Annotated in this window: 13 protein-coding genes; 11 read left to right on the top strand and 2 right to left on the bottom strand. The window is 71.8% G+C overall.

Annotated features, from left to right (window positions below):
- The first annotated feature begins 39 nt into the window (after positions 1–39).
- From qcrC to qcrB, 3 genes are read left to right on the top strand one after another with little or no spacing between them, the layout of a single operon-like run.
- Complete coding sequence (gene qcrC, locus OOZ19_RS12245) at positions 40–843, top strand: cytochrome bc1 complex diheme cytochrome c subunit (protein WP_266090194.1); 804 nt, start codon at positions 40–42, stop codon at positions 841–843.
- Entirely contained in the window at positions 840–1,985 is a 1,146-nt protein-coding gene (gene qcrA / locus OOZ19_RS12240; protein ID WP_266090193.1) for a cytochrome bc1 complex Rieske iron-sulfur subunit, read from the top strand. Before qcrC ends, qcrA begins: the two co-directional genes overlap by 4 nt.
- Entirely contained in the window at positions 1,982–3,646 is a 1,665-nt protein-coding gene (gene qcrB / locus OOZ19_RS12235) for a cytochrome bc1 complex cytochrome b subunit (protein ID WP_323055121.1), read from the top strand. The genes qcrA and qcrB overlap by 4 nt, the downstream gene beginning before the upstream one ends.
- A 20-nt stretch (positions 3,647–3,666) precedes the next feature.
- Here the strand turns inward: qcrB and OOZ19_RS12230 are convergent, their stop codons facing one another.
- Positions 3,667–5,394 (bottom strand): DEDD exonuclease domain-containing protein, encoded by a 1,728-nt coding sequence (locus tag OOZ19_RS12230; RefSeq protein WP_266090192.1) that lies wholly within the window; start codon positions 5,392–5,394, stop codon positions 3,667–3,669.
- Positions 5,395–5,519: 125 nt separating this feature from the next.
- On the opposite strand from OOZ19_RS12230, the gene OOZ19_RS12225 reads away from it, so the two are divergent.
- The 3 genes from OOZ19_RS12225 (at position 5,520) to OOZ19_RS12215 (ending at position 9,769) form a co-directional block, all read left to right on the top strand.
- Entirely contained in the window at positions 5,520–6,863 is a 1,344-nt protein-coding gene (locus OOZ19_RS12225) for an NYN domain-containing protein (RefSeq protein WP_416309424.1), read from the top strand.
- A gap of 452 nt (positions 6,864–7,315) precedes the next feature.
- The gene (locus tag OOZ19_RS12220) at positions 7,316–8,368 is read left to right on the top strand and encodes a C40 family peptidase (protein WP_266090191.1); all 1,053 of its coding nucleotides are present in this window, start codon (positions 7,316–7,318) and stop codon (positions 8,366–8,368) included.
- 144 nt (positions 8,369–8,512) lie between these two features.
- Complete coding sequence (locus tag OOZ19_RS12215) at positions 8,513–9,769, top strand: basic secretory protein-like protein (protein WP_266090190.1); 1,257 nt, start codon at positions 8,513–8,515, stop codon at positions 9,767–9,769.
- A gap of 308 nt (positions 9,770–10,077) precedes the next feature.
- On the opposite strand, the gene OOZ19_RS12210 is transcribed toward OOZ19_RS12215, so the two are convergent.
- On the bottom strand, positions 10,078–11,880 hold the full coding sequence (locus OOZ19_RS12210; protein ID WP_266090189.1) for an AMP-dependent synthetase/ligase: 1,803 nt from the start codon (positions 11,878–11,880) through the stop codon (positions 10,078–10,080).
- 234 nt (positions 11,881–12,114) lie between these two features.
- Between OOZ19_RS12210 and OOZ19_RS12205 the strand changes: the two genes are divergently transcribed.
- The 5 genes from OOZ19_RS12205 (at position 12,115) to OOZ19_RS12185 (ending at position 16,387) form a co-directional block, all read left to right on the top strand.
- The gene (locus tag OOZ19_RS12205; RefSeq protein ID WP_266090188.1) at positions 12,115–12,903 is read left to right on the top strand and encodes a metallophosphoesterase family protein; all 789 of its coding nucleotides are present in this window, start codon (positions 12,115–12,117) and stop codon (positions 12,901–12,903) included.
- Positions 12,904–12,988: 85 nt separating this feature from the next.
- Positions 12,989–13,429 (top strand): SRPBCC family protein, encoded by a 441-nt coding sequence (locus OOZ19_RS12200; protein ID WP_266090187.1) that lies wholly within the window; start codon positions 12,989–12,991, stop codon positions 13,427–13,429.
- A 182-nt stretch (positions 13,430–13,611) separates the two neighbouring features.
- Positions 13,612–14,850, top strand: a complete 1,239-nt coding sequence (locus OOZ19_RS12195; protein ID WP_266090186.1) for an ArsA family ATPase — start codon at positions 13,612–13,614, stop codon at positions 14,848–14,850.
- Positions 14,847–15,431, top strand: a complete 585-nt coding sequence (locus OOZ19_RS12190; RefSeq protein ID WP_266090185.1) for a hypothetical protein — start codon at positions 14,847–14,849, stop codon at positions 15,429–15,431. Before OOZ19_RS12195 ends, OOZ19_RS12190 begins: the two co-directional genes overlap by 4 nt.
- A complete protein-coding gene (locus OOZ19_RS12185) occupies positions 15,425–16,387 on the top strand; it encodes an ROK family protein (RefSeq protein ID WP_266090184.1) in 963 nt (320 codons plus the stop codon). The genes OOZ19_RS12190 and OOZ19_RS12185 overlap by 7 nt, the downstream gene beginning before the upstream one ends.
- The last annotated feature ends 9 nt before the right edge of the window (positions 16,388–16,396 follow it).

Genomic DNA, 16,396 nt, shown 5'->3' with positions numbered 1-16,396 from the left:
CGAAACACCCCGAACCTGACAGCAAGGGTTGCCGCACTCATGACCACCATCAAGAAACGGAACCGCGCGGGATCCAAGTTCCGGCGCAGGCTCTCCGGTGTCCTCGCGCTCGGGATCGCCTTGGTCGGCGCGGGCGGGCTGTACACCGTCCTGACCCCCGAGCCGCAGACCGCGCACGCCGCGGCGGACCCGGCGCTGGTCAGGCAGGGCGAGCAGCTCTACAACAACGCGTGCATCAGCTGCCACGGCGCGAACCTGGGCGGCGTCAAGGACCGCGGGCCGAGCCTGGTCGGCGTCGGCGAGGCCGCCGTGCACTTCCAGGTCTCCTCCGGCCGCATGCCGATGGTCCGCCAGGAAGCCCAGGCGATCCGCAAGCCCGCGAAGTTCTCCCCCGAGGAGATCGACGCGATGTCCGCGTACGTGCAGACCTACGGCGGCGGCCCGGTGTCCCCGGACACCACCGGCTCCGCGGCGACGGGCGACTCGGCGCGCGGCGGCGAGCTGTTCCGCCTCAACTGCGCCTCCTGCCACAACTTCACCGGCCGCGGCATCGCGATGTCGTCCGGCAAGTTCGCGCCGAACCTGGACCCGGCCAGCGAGCAGCAGATCTACGAGGCGATGCTCACCGGCCCGCAGAACATGCCGAAGTTCTCCGACCGGCAGCTCACGCCGGAGGAGAAGAAGGACATCATCGCGTACGTCAAGTCCGTGACGGACAACAACAACAACCCCGGCGGTAGCTCCGTCGGCGGCTTCGGCCCCGCTTCGGAGAGCGTCATCGCCTGGGTCGTCGGACTCGGCGCGCTGATCGGCATCACCCTGTGGATCGGAGCCAGGGCATGAGTGCAGAAGGCGGGCCGGCAAGCCCCAAGCGCGATTACACCGAGGCCGAACTGGCCGAGATGAGCCGCGACGAGAAGATGCGGCTGGGACTGGCGCTCGACGATGTCGAGCTCATCCACTACCAGGACCCGTTCCCGGTGGAGAACACCCGCGCCGAGCGCCGCGCCGAGCGCGCCGTCGCCGCGTGGTTCGTCCTCGCCGGGCTCTCCGCGATCGCGTTCATCGCGGTGTTCATCTTCTGGCCGTGGGCCTACGTCACCCCGCAGGAAGGCGGCACCGCCTACCAGCTCTACAACCTCTACACGCCGCTGATCGGCCTGTTCCTCGGGTTGTCGATCTTCGCGGTGGGCGTCGGCGTGGTCCTCTACGCCAAGAAGCTCATCCCGCACGAGGTCGCCGTCCAGCAGCGCCACGACGGACACGGCTCCGAAGAGGTCGACAAGCAGACGGTCACCGCTATCCTCGCCGACACCGGCGTGCGCAGCGGTTTCGCCCGGCGCTCCATGATCCGCCGCACGCTCGGCTTCAGCGCGGGCGCGCTGGGCCTGGGCACCGGCGTGATCGCCATCGGCGGCTTCGTCCGCGACCCGTGGGCCACCGAGGGACCCGACTCCCTCAAGCACACGGCGTGGATGAAGGAGAACGACGAGAAGGTCTACCTGCGGCGTGACACCGGCGACCCGCACGACGTGTCGCTGCTGCGCCCCGAGGACATCGACGCCGGTGGCTTCGAGACGGTCTTCCCGTTCCGCGAGTCCGACCGCGAGGACGAGCACAAGCTCGCCTCGGTGCTGCGCCGCAGCGACGCCCCGGTGATGCTCATCCGGCTCCGGCCGGGCAGCTCCCCGGTCAAGCGCAAGGGCCAGGAGAACTTCAACTACGGCGACTACTACGCTTACTCGAAGGTGTGCACCCACGTGGGCTGCCCGACCTCGCTGTTCGAGCAGCAGACCGGCCGCCTGCTCTGCCCCTGCCACCAGTCGCAGTTCGACGTGGTCAACACTTACGCCAAGCCGGTGTTCGGTCCGGCCACTCGTTCCCTGCCGCAACTACCGATCACGGTGGACGAAGAGGGATATTTCGTGGCCAAGCACGACTTCATCGAGCCGGTCGGCCCAGCGTACTGGGAGCGCAACTCATGAGTTCGATCACGACGCCCACCAAGCCGGAGAGCAAGCTCTACCGGCAGGCGGCGACCGCGGCCAACGAGGCCGACAGCCGCTACAACATGGCGCCCGGCATCCGGCGCCAGCTGAACAAGGTCTTCCCGACGCACTGGTCGTTCCTGCTCGGTGAGATCGCGCTCTACACCTTCATCATCCTGATCCTGACCGGGATCTACCTGTCGCTGTTCTTCGACCCCTCCATGGAGGAGGTCACCTACGACGGCGTGTTCCGGAACCTGCAGGACGTCGAGATGTCCAAGGCCTTCGCGAGCACCCTGGACATCTCGTTCGAGGTGCGCGGCGGTCTGTTCATCCGGCAGCTGCACCACTGGGCGGCGCTGCTGTTCGTGGCCGGGATGATGGCGCACATGTTCCGGATCTTCTTCACCGGTGCGTTCCGGCGCCCGCGTGAGGGGAACTGGGTCATCGGCTCGCTGCTGCTGATCCTGGGCATGTTCGAGGGCTTCTTCGGCTACTCGCTGCCGGACGACCTGCTCTCCGGTACGGGTATCCGCGCCACCATGTCGGGCATCGTGCTGTCCATCCCGGTGCTGGGCACCTGGATGCACTGGGCGCTGTTCGGCGGCGAGTTCCCCGGCATGGAGATCATTCCGCGGCTCTACATCCTGCACGTGCTGGTGCTGCCGGGGATCATGCTCGGCCTGGTCGCGGCGCACCTGGCGCTGGTCTGGTACCAGAAGCACACCCAGTTCCCGGGCGCGAAGCGCAAGGAGACGAACGTCGTCGGCATCCGCATCATGCCGACCTTCGCGCTCAAGAGCGGCGCGTTCTTCGCACTGACCGTCGGCATCTTGGCGATCATGAGCGGTGTCTTCCAGATCAACGCGATCTGGAACCTCGGGCCGTACCTCGGTTCGCAGGTGTCAGCGGCCTCGCAGCCGGACTGGTACCTGATGTGGGCGGACGGCATCCTGCGGATCTGGCCGGCCTGGGAGCTCTACCTCGGGCCGTACACGGTGCCGCCGGTGTTCTTCTGCGGTGCGATCGGCATGGGCATCATGTTCACGCTGCTGATCGCCTACCCGATGATCGAGCGGAAGCTGAGCGGGGACAACGCGCACCACAACCTGCTGCAGCGTCCGCGGGACAACCCGGTACGCACCAGCCTCGGCATGATGGCGCTGGCCTTCTTCGCGGTGCTGATGATCTCCGGCATGAACGACGTGGTCGCGTTCGAGCTGAACATCTCGCTGAACGCGATGACGTGGGCCGGTCGGATCGGGCTGCTGCTCGCGCCGCCGATCACGTACTACATCACCTACCGGGTGTGCCTGGGTCTGCAGCGGGCCGACCGCGAGGTGCTGGAGCACGGCGTGGAGACCGGCATCATCAAGCGCTTGCCGCACGGTGAGTTCATCGAGGTGCACCAGCCGCTCGGGCCGGTGGACTCGCACGGTCACCCGGAGGAGCTGCCCTACCAGGGCGCCTCGGTGCCGAAGAAGATGAACAAGCTCGGTGCCGCGGGTTCCCCGGTCGAGGGCAGCTGGCTCAAGCCGGACCCGGCTGAGGAGACCGAGGCGCTGGCCCGGACCCGGGCGGACAGCGAGCGCGCGGAGCACGAGGCGCGCGAGGACCGCGAACTGGTCTCCGGAAGGCCGCAGCAGCCTTCCGAGTGACCTGACCGTCCCGGAGCGGCTCAATCGGCGGCGGGGTAGGGGGTTCGGGCCTGGGCGGCTCGGTCCAGCCAGGAACGCCAGGAGGCCGCCGAGCCGGCGGGTTCGGCCCAGGGGGTCGTGCAGCGGACCAGGCGGGTGCCGCCGGTGGTGAGCCAGCGGTGCACGACGCGCACTTCGTCGGCGGGGGCGCCGCGCAGCGGGCCGGGCTCGGGCAGCACCGTCTCGGCCGCAGCCTGCAGCGCGTCCACGACGGGCATCGGTGGCACCCCGCGCCGCGCGTTGCCCGCGGCGGCGAGCCTGCCGTGGCGCACCACGGCCAGCTGCCAGCCGCCCGCGCCGTCCGGGCGGGCGGCGATCAGTTCGGGCACCACGGCCAAAGCCGCCCAGCGCTGCGCCTGGTCGAGCGCCCGCACCAGTCCGGCGAGCCGGTCGCGGGCCGCGGCGGCGTCCTCGAAGCGCTCTTCGGCGGCGAGCCGGTCGAGTTCCGCGTGCAGGCGCTCCAGGAGTCCGTGCTCCGCGTCCTGGCCGGTGGCGTTCCCGGAGATCACCTCCCGCACGGTGATGACTTGCGGTGCGTACTCCTCGACGCTCTGGTGACCGGCGCACGGCGCCGCGCAGCGCCCGAGCTCGTACACCGCGCACGGTCGCCCCGCGGGATTGCGCGCCGGGATGCGGTCGGTACACCGGCGCAGCATCGTGCCCGCCTGCAAGGTCTCCACGGCCTCGGTTGCGGCTGTCCGGGACCGGAAGGGCCCGAGTGCGCCGTCGCGGGCGCTGCGGACGATCGAGAGCCGGGGGAAGGCCTCCTCGGTGAGCACGACCCACCAGGTGCGCTTCGGGAACTTGGAGCGGCGGTTGTAGCGCGGCTGGTGGGCGCCCAGCAGCCGCAGCTCCCGCACCTCGGCCTCCAGCGGGTGCGCGCATTCCACGTGGTCGACCCGCTGCGCGAGCCCGGCCATCTCCCGCACCCGGCCGCGGCGTTCCCCGGCGGTGAAGTACTGCCGCACCCGGCGCCGCAGGTCGGAGGCCGTGCCGACGTAGAGCACCTCGTCGTTCGGGCCGCGGAACAGGTAGACGCCGGGGGCGTTCGGCAGGTCGTCGGCCAGGCCGCGGTTGCGGCGCTGCTGCGGGGTCACGTCCGGCAGGTGCGCCAGCAGTTCCGGCACGGTCCGCACGCCCAGCGGCCCGAGGCGCTCCAGCAGCGCGTGCAGCACGTCGACGGTGGCGCGGGCGTCGTCGAGTGCGCGGTGCACCGGGGTGGTGCGGGCGTGCAGCACGCGGGCGAGGGTGCCGAGCTTGTGGTTCGGCGTCTCGTCCCGGCTCAGCACCCGGCGGGCGAGCTTCGCGGTGCACAGCACCTGCGGTTTCGGCCAGGTCAGGTCGAGCTTGTCGCAGTGCGCCCGGAGGAAGCCGATGTCGAACGGAGCGTTGTGGGCGACCAGGACGCTGTCCCGGCTGAACTCCAGGAACGCGGGCAGCACCGAGTCGAAGCGCGGCGCCCCGTGCACCATGGCGCCGGTGATCCCGGTGATCGACACGACCATGGGCGGGATCTCGCAGCCCGGGTCGACGAGCGTCGCGAACTCGCCGAGCACCTCGCCGCCGCGGACCTTCACCGCGCCGATCTCGGTCACGGCGTCCCGCTGCGCGCTGCCACCGGTCGTCTCGAGGTCGACGACGACGAAGGTCGCCTGGTGCAGGGGGAGGTCGTCGTCGATCTCGTCGAAGGTCAGCTGCGCCCCGGTCATCGCGCGCACGCTACGGGCGGCCACCGACAACCTCCGGATCGGGTGAACGGGGAGCGGCCGACTAGCCTGGTCTCGTGGTTCCGCCGACGTCGGGTGCAGATGCCCCGCGCTCCGAAGAGTCTGCTGTGGACAGTCCGCGGCAGGCGCCGAACGGCGCTCCGGACGAGGTCTTCGAGCCCTGTCCGGCCGGTGACCCGGAGGAACTTCCCGCCCCGGTGCGCGCCAGGCTCGCCGAGTTGGGCGCGGAGGCGCTGGAGAGCATGCGTCCCTCGGACGTGCCGGTGCCGCTTCGCCCGGTGGTGCGGTTCGCACCGGCCAAACGGGCGAAGCTCGGCCAGGGGCCGTTGGTCGCGGCGCTGCGGGACTCCCCGGTGTTCCGCACGGCGGTCGTCGACTGGTGCCGGGAGAACCGCCCCGACGGGCTGGACGCGGCGAACTCGGATCCGGTGGTGGTCGCCGCGGCGGGCATCTTGCTGGGGACGCCGAACACGGAGCACTACGTGGAGCTCGTCGCGTTCCGCGTGGAGCAGGGGAGGTTGCGCGGTGAGCGGGACTCCGCGCAGGCCCGAGCTCAACGGCTGACCGGTGAGACCGAGCGGTTGCAGCACGAACTCGCCGAGGTGCGGCGCGCGCAGGAGAAGGCTGGCGACGCGTCCGGCTCCGAGGCGGACCGGTTGCGCAAGCGCCTGCGCGAGCAGGGCCAGCGCCTGCGGGACGCCAAGGACGACGCGCAGGCGGCCCGCGCGGAGCTCGCCGAGGCGCATCGTCTGGTGGAGACCGAGCTGGCGGACCTGCGGGCCCAGCGGGACCGCGAGCAGGTGAAGGCGCAGGAGGAGCGGGAACGCGCCCAGCGCGCCGCGGCCGAGGCGGAGGTGGCCCGGCAATCGGCCAGGGAGGCGCGGCAGGGCGACGAGGTCCGGATCTCGCTGCTGCTGGAGACCATGGAGGGCGCGCTCGGCGGGCTGCGCCGGGAACTGCGCGCCGGCGGGCACGGTCCGCGCCCGGCGGACGTGGTGCAGCGGGTGCGCACCGACTCCGGCGTCACCGGGCACGTGGCGGACGCGGTGGCGCTGGACCGGTTGCTCGCGCTGCCCGCGGTGCACCTGATCGTCGATGGCTACAACGTGACCAAGACCGGCTACCCGGACCTGCCGCTGGCCGATCAGCGCAACCGCTTGGCGCACCAGCTGGCGGCATTGGCCGCGCGCACCGGAGCGGAGGTGACCGTGGTGTTCGACGGCGCCGATGTGCTCGCGGTGCCCACCGCCGGGCCGCGCGGGGTGCGGGTGCTGTTCAGCGATCCCGGTGTGATCGCCGATGACGTGATCCGCTCGCTGGTGATCGCCGAGCCGCAGGGGCGGCAGCTGGTGGTGGCGACGTCGGACCGGGCGGTGGTGACCTCGGTGCGCCGCGCCGGTGCCTACGCGGTCGCGTCGGCCGTGCTGCTGGACCGGCTCAACCGGGTGTGAGTCGCGGGTTCCGGGGAGCGGTTCGTCGCCCGCGGCGCTGCGCACGAGGCTCGTCGGGCTCGGGCAGTGGTGGATCTCATACGGAGATCGTCCGGGGTGCGGCGCGGGAGCTGGTCGCGGTGGCGGATCCGGGGAGTCGCTGGTCAGGAGACCGCGAGATCGATCACGCTCTGCGCATGAAGATAATCCCATTGTGCTATTGCGGAGTGTTCAGAAGAATTACCCCCCCACTTCTGGACGTCACGCTTCACCTTTCGTAGCCTTACCGCGTCTTCGTGGCGATCAGCGACCCACTCCGGGTCCTCCGCGAAGCGCCGCCGAATCGGCTAGTCGGGGAGCCGAACCGGGATCTGCCCCCGCGGGGTGTGCGGGCGCGTAGCCGCGCCTGGAGTCCGGGTCGCCCTGGACCACCACCTCTGCGTACTCGGTAGGCGGTCGACAACGAAGGAGCTATGCGCGACGTGGCGTCGCATCGATTGAAGCGCACGATGCGCGGAGCGCTGGCGGCCTCGGCGGTCCTCGCCGCCGTTGGCATGACCTCCGCGCCGGCGATCGCAGACCCCAACCTCCCCGACAACGCCTCGGACGCGGCCAAGCAGGTGCGGGAACTCTCGCACCAGGCCGAAGCCGTCACCGAGGAGTACAAGAAGGCCGAGGACGACCACGCGGCCAAGAAGGCGGAACTCGACCGGTCCACCGCCGAGGCGGACCAGGCCGAGCAGGTCGCCGGCCAGGCCAGGGCCGAGGAAGAGCGCTTCCGCGGCCAGGTCGACCAGCTCACCACCGCCTCCTACCAGGGCGCCCGGCTGAACAAGCTGTCCGCGCTGCTGGTCAGCGAGTCCCCGAACGACTTCCTGGACCGCGCTTCGGCGCTGGACGTGCTGGCCAAGGACAACAACGACGCGATCAAGCAGTTGTCCGCGGCGGTGCACCAGGCCGAGGACGCGACCAAGCGCGCGCAGGACGCCCGCAACCGCGCCGCGCAGGCCGAAGCCGACGCCGCCCGCATCCAGGGCGAGATCGGCAAGAAGAAGGCCGACATGGACGCCCAGGTCGCCAAGGTCAAGGAGCGCTACGCCGAGCTCAGCTCGGAGGACCAGGACTCCCTGACCGGTGGCGGCGAGACCGACTACCAGTCGCCCGGCGGTTCCGGTTCCGCCGCCGAGGCGGTCACCGCCGCGCTGAGCAAGCAGGGCTCGTCCTACGTCTACGGCGCTAAGGGCCCGAGCACGTTCGACTGCTCCGGCCTGATGCAGTGGGCCTACAAGCAGGCTGGCGTGAGCATCGGCGGCTCGACGAAGTCGCAGGTCACCGAGGGCAAGAGCATCTCGGCGAGCCAGCTCCAGCCGGGCGACCTGATCTTCTACTACAGCCCGGTCAGCCACGTGTCCATGTACGTGGGCAACGGCAAGGCCGTGCACGCCCCGACCGAGGGCGACGTGGTGAAGGTCGCCGACTACGACAGCATTGCGGACGTCTCCTCGATGCGGCGCGTCGTCGGCTGAGTGTTCTGCCGCGCCCGTCTCAGCGGGCACCGTTCGCACGGCGAGGGCCGTCGTCCCACTGGGGCGGCGGCCCTCGCCGCGTGTGGGTGACCTGCGGGCGTTCGCGACGGGCCGCCGCCAGCCGGCCGACCTACGATCCGGCTCGTGGCTGGGGCTTCGAGGGGGTGGCCTGCGGCGGTCGCCGCCGCGGCGGCCTTGGCCGTGGGCGCGTTCGTCCCGTTCCCGGCCCAGACTCCGACCGCACCCGTTTCCGGGCTCCAGAACGCCTCCGTGGCGACGTTGGAGCACGAATGGGAGGCAGTGCTCCGGGATCGCGCCCACGCCGTTCTCACGAGGAATGAGGCGGCGTTCGCGGCCTCGCTCGATCCGGCGGCTCCGCCCGACTTCCAGCACCGGCAGCGCGAGCTGTTCCACAACCTGGCCGAGGTGCCGCTGGCGGAGTGGGACTACGACGTCCGCCCCGGCTCCGGTGCCTCCGCGAACTCGGCGAACCCGGACGTGGTGCTGCGCTACGCGCTCGCCGGGGTGGACGCGGTGCCCACGGAGCGCCCGGCGGGGTTCACCTTCACCCGGCGCGAGGGGCGCTGGACGCTCAGCGACGACGAGCGCGCCCGCGGCCAGGAGTGGCGGGGGCCGTGGGACTTCGGGCCGTGCCGGGTGCGGGTCACCCCGCACGGAATGATCATCGGGCACGACGGCTCCGAGGAGCTCGCGGACCGGCTGGCGGGCGAGCTCGACTCGGCGGTGGCCGCCGTGACCGACGTGTGGGGGCCGGACTGGCGGCGCCAGGTGGGCGTGCTGCTGCCGCGCTCCCAGGAGGAGCTGCGGGAGCTGGTGGGCGCCGAGTTCGCGGTGGACGGCATCGCCGCCGTCGCCGTCGCCGACGAGGTGAACGTCGCCGACCGGCGCGTGGAGGGCCCGCGGGTCGTGTTCAACACCGCCACCGCGGACCGGCTCTCGGACACCTCGCTGCGGGTGGTGCTGCGCCACGAGATGACGCACGTGGCGGCGCGGGCGGACACCGCCGACGGCGCGCCGATGTGGTTGTTGGAGGGGTTCGCGGACTACGTCGGTTACCGCGACAGCGGCCTGCCGCCGGAGCGCATCGCGCCGGACCTGGCGCGCCAGCTCCGCTCCGGCGCCGCGCCCGACGGGCCGCCCGGAGATCAGGACTTCCACACCTCCGGCGCGGGCCTGGACGCGGCCTACCAGCAGTCGTGGTCGCTGGTGGAGCACCTGGTTCGGCGGGTGGGGGAGCCGAAGACCGTCGAGCTGTACCGCCGCATCGCCTCGGTGGGAGCCCCGTCCGAAGTGGATCCGGCGCTGCGCGAACTCGCGGGCCTGTCCTCGGCCGAACTCGTCGAGTCCTGGCGCACCGAGCTCCGCGAGCGGTTCGGCTGAACAGGCCCCGAACGCGCGAAAGCCCGCGGCGATCGACTCACCGCGGGCTTCCGGAACAACATCGGCAAAGGCAGCCCATCGGCTGAGAGCTCAGGCCCCTCCGAACGATCCTTTGATCTTGTCGGCGGCGGAGCCGCTGAGCAGTGACCGGCTCGAGCACGAGGACCACCGGCGGGTTCTCAGCGGCTTCCTCGCGAGGACAGCGATTTCGCGGTGCATAGGACGTACATGAGAAATCGATCCCGCAGCGAGGAAGCCGCTGAGGTTCCGCTACCCGGACGCCTGCGCAGGTCCGGAGGGGAACAGGCTCAGATGTAGATGGCTTCGATGTCCTGGGCGTGGTTCTCCGCGACCTTGTTGCGCTTGAGCTTCATGCTCGGGGTCATCTCGCCGGTGGCCTCGGTGAAGTCCTTCGCGAGGATGCGGAACTTCTTGATCGCCTCGGCGCGGGACACGGCCTTGTTGGCCTCGTCGATGGCCGACTGCACGTCGGCGTGCACCTCGGGGTCGTCGACGAGCTCGGTCAGCGGCGTGTCCGCGGAGCGGTTGTGGTTGTTCAGCCAGGCTGGCAGGAACTCCGGGTCGAGGGTGACCAGCGCGCCGATGAACGGCTTCTTGTCGCCGACGACCATGCACTGGCTGATCAGCGGGTGCGCCCGCAGGTGGTCTTCCAGCACCGCCGGGGCGACGTTCTTGCCGCCCGCCGTCACGATGATCTCCTTCTTGCGGCCGGTGATCCGCAGGTAGCCCTCGTCGTCGAGGGAACCGAGGTCGCCGGTGTGGAACCAGCCGTCCTGCAGCGATTCCTTCGTGGCGGTCTCGTTGTTCCAGTACCGGCGGAACACCACGTCGCCCTTGATGAGCACTTCGCCGTCCTCGGCGACCCGGATGCTGGTGCCGGGGATGGGCCTGCCCACGGTGCCGATCTTGAAGCCCTCTTCGACGTTGACGGCCGCGGCGGCGGTGGTCTCGGTGAGCCCGTAGCCCTCCAGCACCGGCACGCCGACCCCGCGGTAGAAGTGCGCGAGCCGGTCGCCCAGCGGTGCCCCGCCGGAAACCGCGCCCAGGCAGCGCCCGCCCAGCGCGCCGCGCAGCTTGCCGTAGACGAGCTTGTCGAACACGAAGTGCTTGGCGCGCAGGCCCAGTCCGGGCCCGCCGGCGTCGAGCGCCTGGCTGTAGGCCACGGCGGTCTCCTCGGCGGCGTCGAAGATCCGGCCCTTGCCGTCGCCGTGGGCCTTCTGCTTCGCGGTGTTGTAGACCTTCTCGAACACCCGCGGCACGGCGAGGATCAGCGTCGGGCGGAACGAGCCGAGGTCGCTGACGAGGTCCTTCACGTCGCCGGTGTGCCCGAGCGTGGTGCGCGAGTAGACGCAGGCGGTGGCGATGGCGCGGGCCAGCACGTGCGCCATCGGCAGGAACATCAGCATCGAGTTGCCCTGCCGCAGCAGCTGCGGGAACACGCTCACGTCGCCGCGGACCTCGGCCAGCAGGTTGCGGTGGCTGAGCTCGCAACCCTTGGGGCGGCCGGTGGTGCCCGAGGTGTAGATGAGCGTGGCGAGCTCGTCGGCGCGGACTTCGCGGCGGCGCTCGTGGGCCGTCTGGTCGCTCACGTCGGCGCCGAGCGCGGTCAGCTCGTCGATGGCAGCGGTGGCTCCGCCGTCGGCGTCGATCTGCCAGACGTGCGCGACCTCGGGGAGCTGCTCGGCGACGGTGTCGACTTCGGCGCGGTGGGCCGAGGTCTCCACGAACGCGGCGCGCGCCCCGGAGTCGCCGAGGATCCACTCGACCTGGTCGGCCGCGGACGTCTCGTAGATCGGCACCGTGACGCAGCCCGCGGCCCAGATGGCGAAGTCGAGCAGCGTCCACTCGTAGCGGGTCCGCGACATCAAGCCGATCCGGTCGCCGTGCTGCAGCCCGGCGGCGATGATCCCCTTCGACACGGCCAGGACCTGCGCGGCGAAGTCGGCGGCCGTGACGTCGACCCAGGTGCCGTCGATCCGGCGCCGGAAGCTCACGGTGCCACCGAAACGTTCCGCGTTGGCCCACACCATGTCGGTGAGGTTCTCGTCTTCGGCCACGGCCTCAGTGGCAGGGACGCTGAACTCTCGCACCTTGAAACCTCCGATGGAACATGAAATGTGCGCACAACCTAACGCTGATAGTTACCGAGCGGTAGTCCCGAGTTCTCATTACGAAACTGATTCGGCTCGTTTCGTGCCGCCCGCCCGCAGCCTGCCACGCCGGGTTCAGCGGCGCACCGGTGCCCGGCGGACTCGTTTCCGCCGGTGGCGAGGATCATGGCAGGCTGTCGCACAGGTCGGCGGAACTGCGGTGAGGAGTAGATCGTGCGCGTGCACGTGGTGTCCGATGTTCATGGCAACGCCGAAGCCCTGAAACGAGCCGGTGACGGCGCCGATGCGCTGCTCGTGCTCGGCGACCTGATCGACTTCGTCGACTACCACGAACACGGCCGCGGCATCCTGGGCGCGGTGTTCGGGGCCGAGAAGGTCGCGCACTTCGCCGAACTCCGGCGCGGCCACCGCGGCGCCGAGATCGGTGCCTACGCCCGCTCGCTGTGGGCGTCGCTGGACGACCCGAAGCAGGTCGTGCGCGACGCCGTCCGCGAGCAGTACGCCACGCTGTTCGCCGCGATGAGCGCGCCGACCTACGCGATCGCGGGCAACGTCGACGAGCCCGGGCTGTGGCCGGAGTTCGCCCGCGACGGCGTGCGCTTCGTCGACGGCGAGAGCGTCGAGATCGGCGGCCTGCGGTTCGGCTTCGTCGGCGGCACGGTGCTGTCGCCGGGCGGAGTGCTGCGCAAGGACGCGGCGTGGGTGCCGTACCTGCGGCCGGAGGACGAGTACGACGGAGCCGTCGCCGCCCTCGACCCGGTGGACGTGCTGTGCTCGCACCTGCCGCCCGCGGTCCCGGAACTCGTCTACGACGTCATCGCCCGCCGTCCCGAGCACGGGTCGCGGGCGCTGCTGGAGCGCATCCACCGGGACCGCCCGCGGTGGTCGCTGTTCGGGCACGTGCACCAGCCGCTGGCGCAGCGGGTCCGCGTCGGGCGCACCGAATGCGTCAACGTCGGGCACTTCAAGCGCACCGAGCGCCCGTACGTGCTGCGGTGGTGACCCGCGGCGGCACGAACGGCGGAGTGCGGTGGCACTCGCCCGCCGGTCGCGTCGCGGGCTGCCGCCGCCCTGTAATCTTCGCGGCATGGTCGATCAGTCCACGCACTCCATCGTGATCCAGGCAACCCCGGCCGAGATCATGGCGGTGATCTCGGACTTCGCCAGCTATCCGGAGTGGGCGGAGGCGGTCAAGGAGACCGAGGTCCTCTCGACGACCGGATCCGGCCAAGCCGAGAAGGTGCGGTTCGTGCTCGACGCCGGGGTCGTCAAGGACACCTACGTCAACGTCTACGAGTGGGCCGAGGACGGGCTCTCGGTGAGCTGGACGCTGACCGAAGGTCAGGTGCAGAAGGCGCAGCAGGGCAGCTACCGGCTCAGCCCGCAGGGCGGCGACACCGAGGTGACCTACAGCCTGGCGGTGGACCTGGCGATCCCGATGATCGGCATGTTCAAGCGCAAGGCCGAAAAAATGATCATGAACACCGCGCTCAAGGAGCTCAAGCGCCGGGTCGAATCCGGTACGTGAGCCCCGGCTCGGCCGCTCGTCCCGCTGCCGGTCGACGCGGCCGTGCGCTGCGGTGGGAGCGGAGATCCAGTAGTACAGAGGCACCCCGGATTCCCGATCCGGGTGCGGGGTCGTTCGACTCCGCCTCCGCCCGGCCCTGATCAGCCCTGATCAGCGCAGCCCCGAGCCCCCAGAGACCGCCCTTGCGCATCCTCTTGTTCACCGGAAAAGGCGGCGTCGGCAAGACGACCCTCGCCGCCGCGACCGCCGCGCGCTCGGCGGAACGCGGGGAGAAGGTGCTGGCCGTCTCCACCGACCCGGCGCATTCCCTCGGCGACGCCTTCGGCGCCGCGCTGACCGGCGAGCCCCGCGAGGTCGAACTCCGCGACGACGCGGCGGCCGGTCCCGGCCGCCGCGCCCGGCTGCACGCGGCGGAGGTGCAGACCCGCGGGCTGCTCGACGAGGCGTGGGCCGAGCTGCGCGAGCACCTGCGCACGATGCTGCTCGGTGCGGGGATCAGCGAGCTGGACGCCGAGGAGCTCACCGTCCTGCCCGGCGTCGAGGACCTCCTGGCGCTGGCCGAAGTGCACCGGCTCGCCGAGAGCGGCCTGTGGGACACCGTGATCGTCGACTGCGGCCCCACCGCCGAGACCCTCCGGCTGCTGGCGCTGCCCGAGTCGCTGGCCGGCTACCTGGAGCGGCTGTTCCCCACGCACCGGCGCATGGTGCGCGGACTGCTCGCCGGGGTCGCGGGCAGCGAGAACGTGGACCGCTGGGACTCGGTGGCCGACGCGCTGGGGCGGCTCGCGGACCGGTTGCAGGCGCTGCGGGACATGCTGCTGTCCGCGGACACCGGGGTCCGGCTGGTGCTCACCCCGGAAGCGGTGGTGGCCGCCGAGACCAGGCGCACCCTGACCGCCCTGGCCCTGCAGCAGATCCGGGTGGACGGGCTGGTGGTCAACCGGCTGGTCCCGCACCCGGGTTCGGCGCGCGGCGAGGCGGCGAGCTGGTTGCGCACGCGGCGCAAGGAGCAGGACGACGTGCTCGCCGGGGTGCGGGCCGCCACGGAACTGCCGCTGCGCACCGTGCTGCACCGCGCGGCGGAACCGGTCGGCGCGGCGGCGCTGCTGGAACTCGGCGACGAGCTCCACGCCGCCGGCGATCCGCTGCGAGAGGCCGCGAGCGCGCCCGCGATGGAACTCGGCGGTGGTGGGCGAGCGCTGGACTCCGAGTACACGTTGCGGTTGGCGTTGCCGCTGCACGACGACGCCGACGTGGACCTGGCCCGGATCGGCGACGAGCTCGCGATCACCGTCGACGGCCGGCGGCGGCTGATCGCGCTGCCCGCGGTCCTGCGCCGCTGCACCGTGGTGGGAGCGGTGGCGGGTGACGACGGTCTGGTCGTCTCGTTCCGGCCGGATCCCGAGCAGTGGATGCGATGAGGCCCCGACCAGTGGATGTGGTGGACCAGATGCGCGGTGAACATCCCGATCCCGCAGGGACGGGCGCGGCTGCCGCCGAGGGCACGTCGGCCGCGGGCGCAGGGCGGGACCGGGTGGCCGAGGAGTTCCGCCTGCTGCTCGACGCGGCGGCGTGGCGGGCCGAGGAGTACCTGCGCGGCGTCGGCGGGCCCGAGCACGCCGAGCACGCCGAGCACGTCGCCGACGACGCGGGCGGGACCGGCCAGGACTCGGACCGGCGACGATCGGAAGCGGATTCCTCGTGCGGCTGGTGCCCGATCTGCGCGGTCGTCGCGCTGCTGCGCGGTGAGCGCCCGGAGCTGACCTCCCGGTTGACCGAGCAGCTCGCCGGGCTGGTCGACCTGCTGCGGGAGTCCCTCGCCGAACACCGCCGCGCGCCCGCCGAGCCGGCGGCGCCGCCGGCCGCTCCCGGCGACTCCGGGGACGCGGAGCCATCGGCGCCGAAGGTGCAGCGGATCGACGTGCGCCGGGTCCGCGGCCGGGCCGCCGCGCACGCTCCCGGCGCGGGCCGGGCCGCCGCGACCGGGGAGCCCGAGTGCTGACGGTCGGCGTCGACGTCGGCGGCACCAGCCTGCGCGCCAGCGTCGTCGATCCGCAGGGCACCGTGCTGGAGACGTTGCGGGTCCCGTCCGCGGGCACCGGTCCCGAGCTCGACTCCGCGATCGCGGACACCGTGCTGTGCCTGGCCGACCGGTACCCGGTGGCGGGCGTCGGGCTCGCCGTGGCCGGGTTCGTCAGCCAGGACCGGCGGGTCGTGCGGTTCGCCCCGCACCTGCCGTGGCGGCACGTGGCGGTCGCCGACAACATCGCCGCCCGCGTGGACCTGCCGGTCGTCCTGGAGCACGACGCGAACGCCGCGGCGATCGCCGAGCAGCGCTTCGGCGCCGCCGAGGGCGCGAAGGTCGCCGCCCTCGTCGCGCTCGGCACCGGCATCGGCGGCGCGCTCGTGCTCGGCGGCGACGTGTTCCGCGGCGCCCACGGCGTCGCCCCCGAACTCGGGCACCTGCGCCTCGTCCCCGGCGGCCGGGCCTGCCCCTGCGGGAAGCGGGGGTGCTGGGAGCGCTACTGCAGCGGGACGGCGCTGGCCACCACCGCGCTGGAGATGCTCGCGGAGGACTCGTCGTCCCCGCTGGCGGCGGAGGCCGCCAAAGACCCGGGCGAGATCACCGGGGAACGCGTGGCGCAGGCCGCCGAGCAGGGCGATCCGGTGGCGGTCCGCGCGGTCGGCGAACTCGCCCGCTGGTTCGGTGAGGGACTGGCGCTGGTCGCGGACGTCTACGACCCGGAGGTCGTGGTCCTCGCCGGCGGCGTCTCCGGTTCGGCGCACCTGTTCCTGCCCGAGGCCCGCAGGCACTACGCCGAAGCGATCACCGGCGCAGGCCACCGCCCGCTCGCCCAGGTCCGAGTGGCGAAACGCGGCGACGAAGCGGGAATCGTCGGAGCCGCCACCCTCGCCCGCGAACACATCGCGAGCACGGCGCGAACCTCCACCCGCTGACCACCCGGA

The sequence above is a fragment of the Saccharopolyspora sp. NFXS83 genome (assembly GCF_026241095.1).
Taxonomy (GTDB): domain Bacteria; phylum Actinomycetota; class Actinomycetes; order Mycobacteriales; family Pseudonocardiaceae; genus Saccharopolyspora_C.
The sequence above is the reverse complement of the archived record's forward strand: the minus strand, read 5'-3'. Positions and strand labels throughout refer to the sequence as shown.

Bases quoted from the DNA above. Each gene is read 5' to 3' on its own strand.
- OOZ19_RS12200 (WP_266090187.1), top strand. From the start codon at position 12,989: ATGGTCGATCAGTCCACGCACTCCATCGTGATCCAGGCAACCCCGGCC.
- qcrC (WP_266090194.1), top strand. From the start codon at position 40: ATGACCACCATCAAGAAACGGAACCGCGCGGGATCCAAGTTCCGGCGC.
- OOZ19_RS12190 (WP_266090185.1), top strand. From the start codon at position 14,847: ATGAGGCCCCGACCAGTGGATGTGGTGGACCAGATGCGCGGTGAACAT.
- qcrB (WP_323055121.1), top strand. From the start codon at position 1,982: ATGAGTTCGATCACGACGCCCACCAAGCCGGAGAGCAAGCTCTACCGG.
- OOZ19_RS12230 (WP_266090192.1), bottom strand. From the start codon at position 5,394: ATGACCGGGGCGCAGCTGACCTTCGACGAGATCGACGACGACCTCCCC.
- qcrA (WP_266090193.1), top strand. From the start codon at position 840: ATGAGTGCAGAAGGCGGGCCGGCAAGCCCCAAGCGCGATTACACCGAG.
- OOZ19_RS12220 (WP_266090191.1), top strand. From the start codon at position 7,316: ATGCGCGACGTGGCGTCGCATCGATTGAAGCGCACGATGCGCGGAGCG.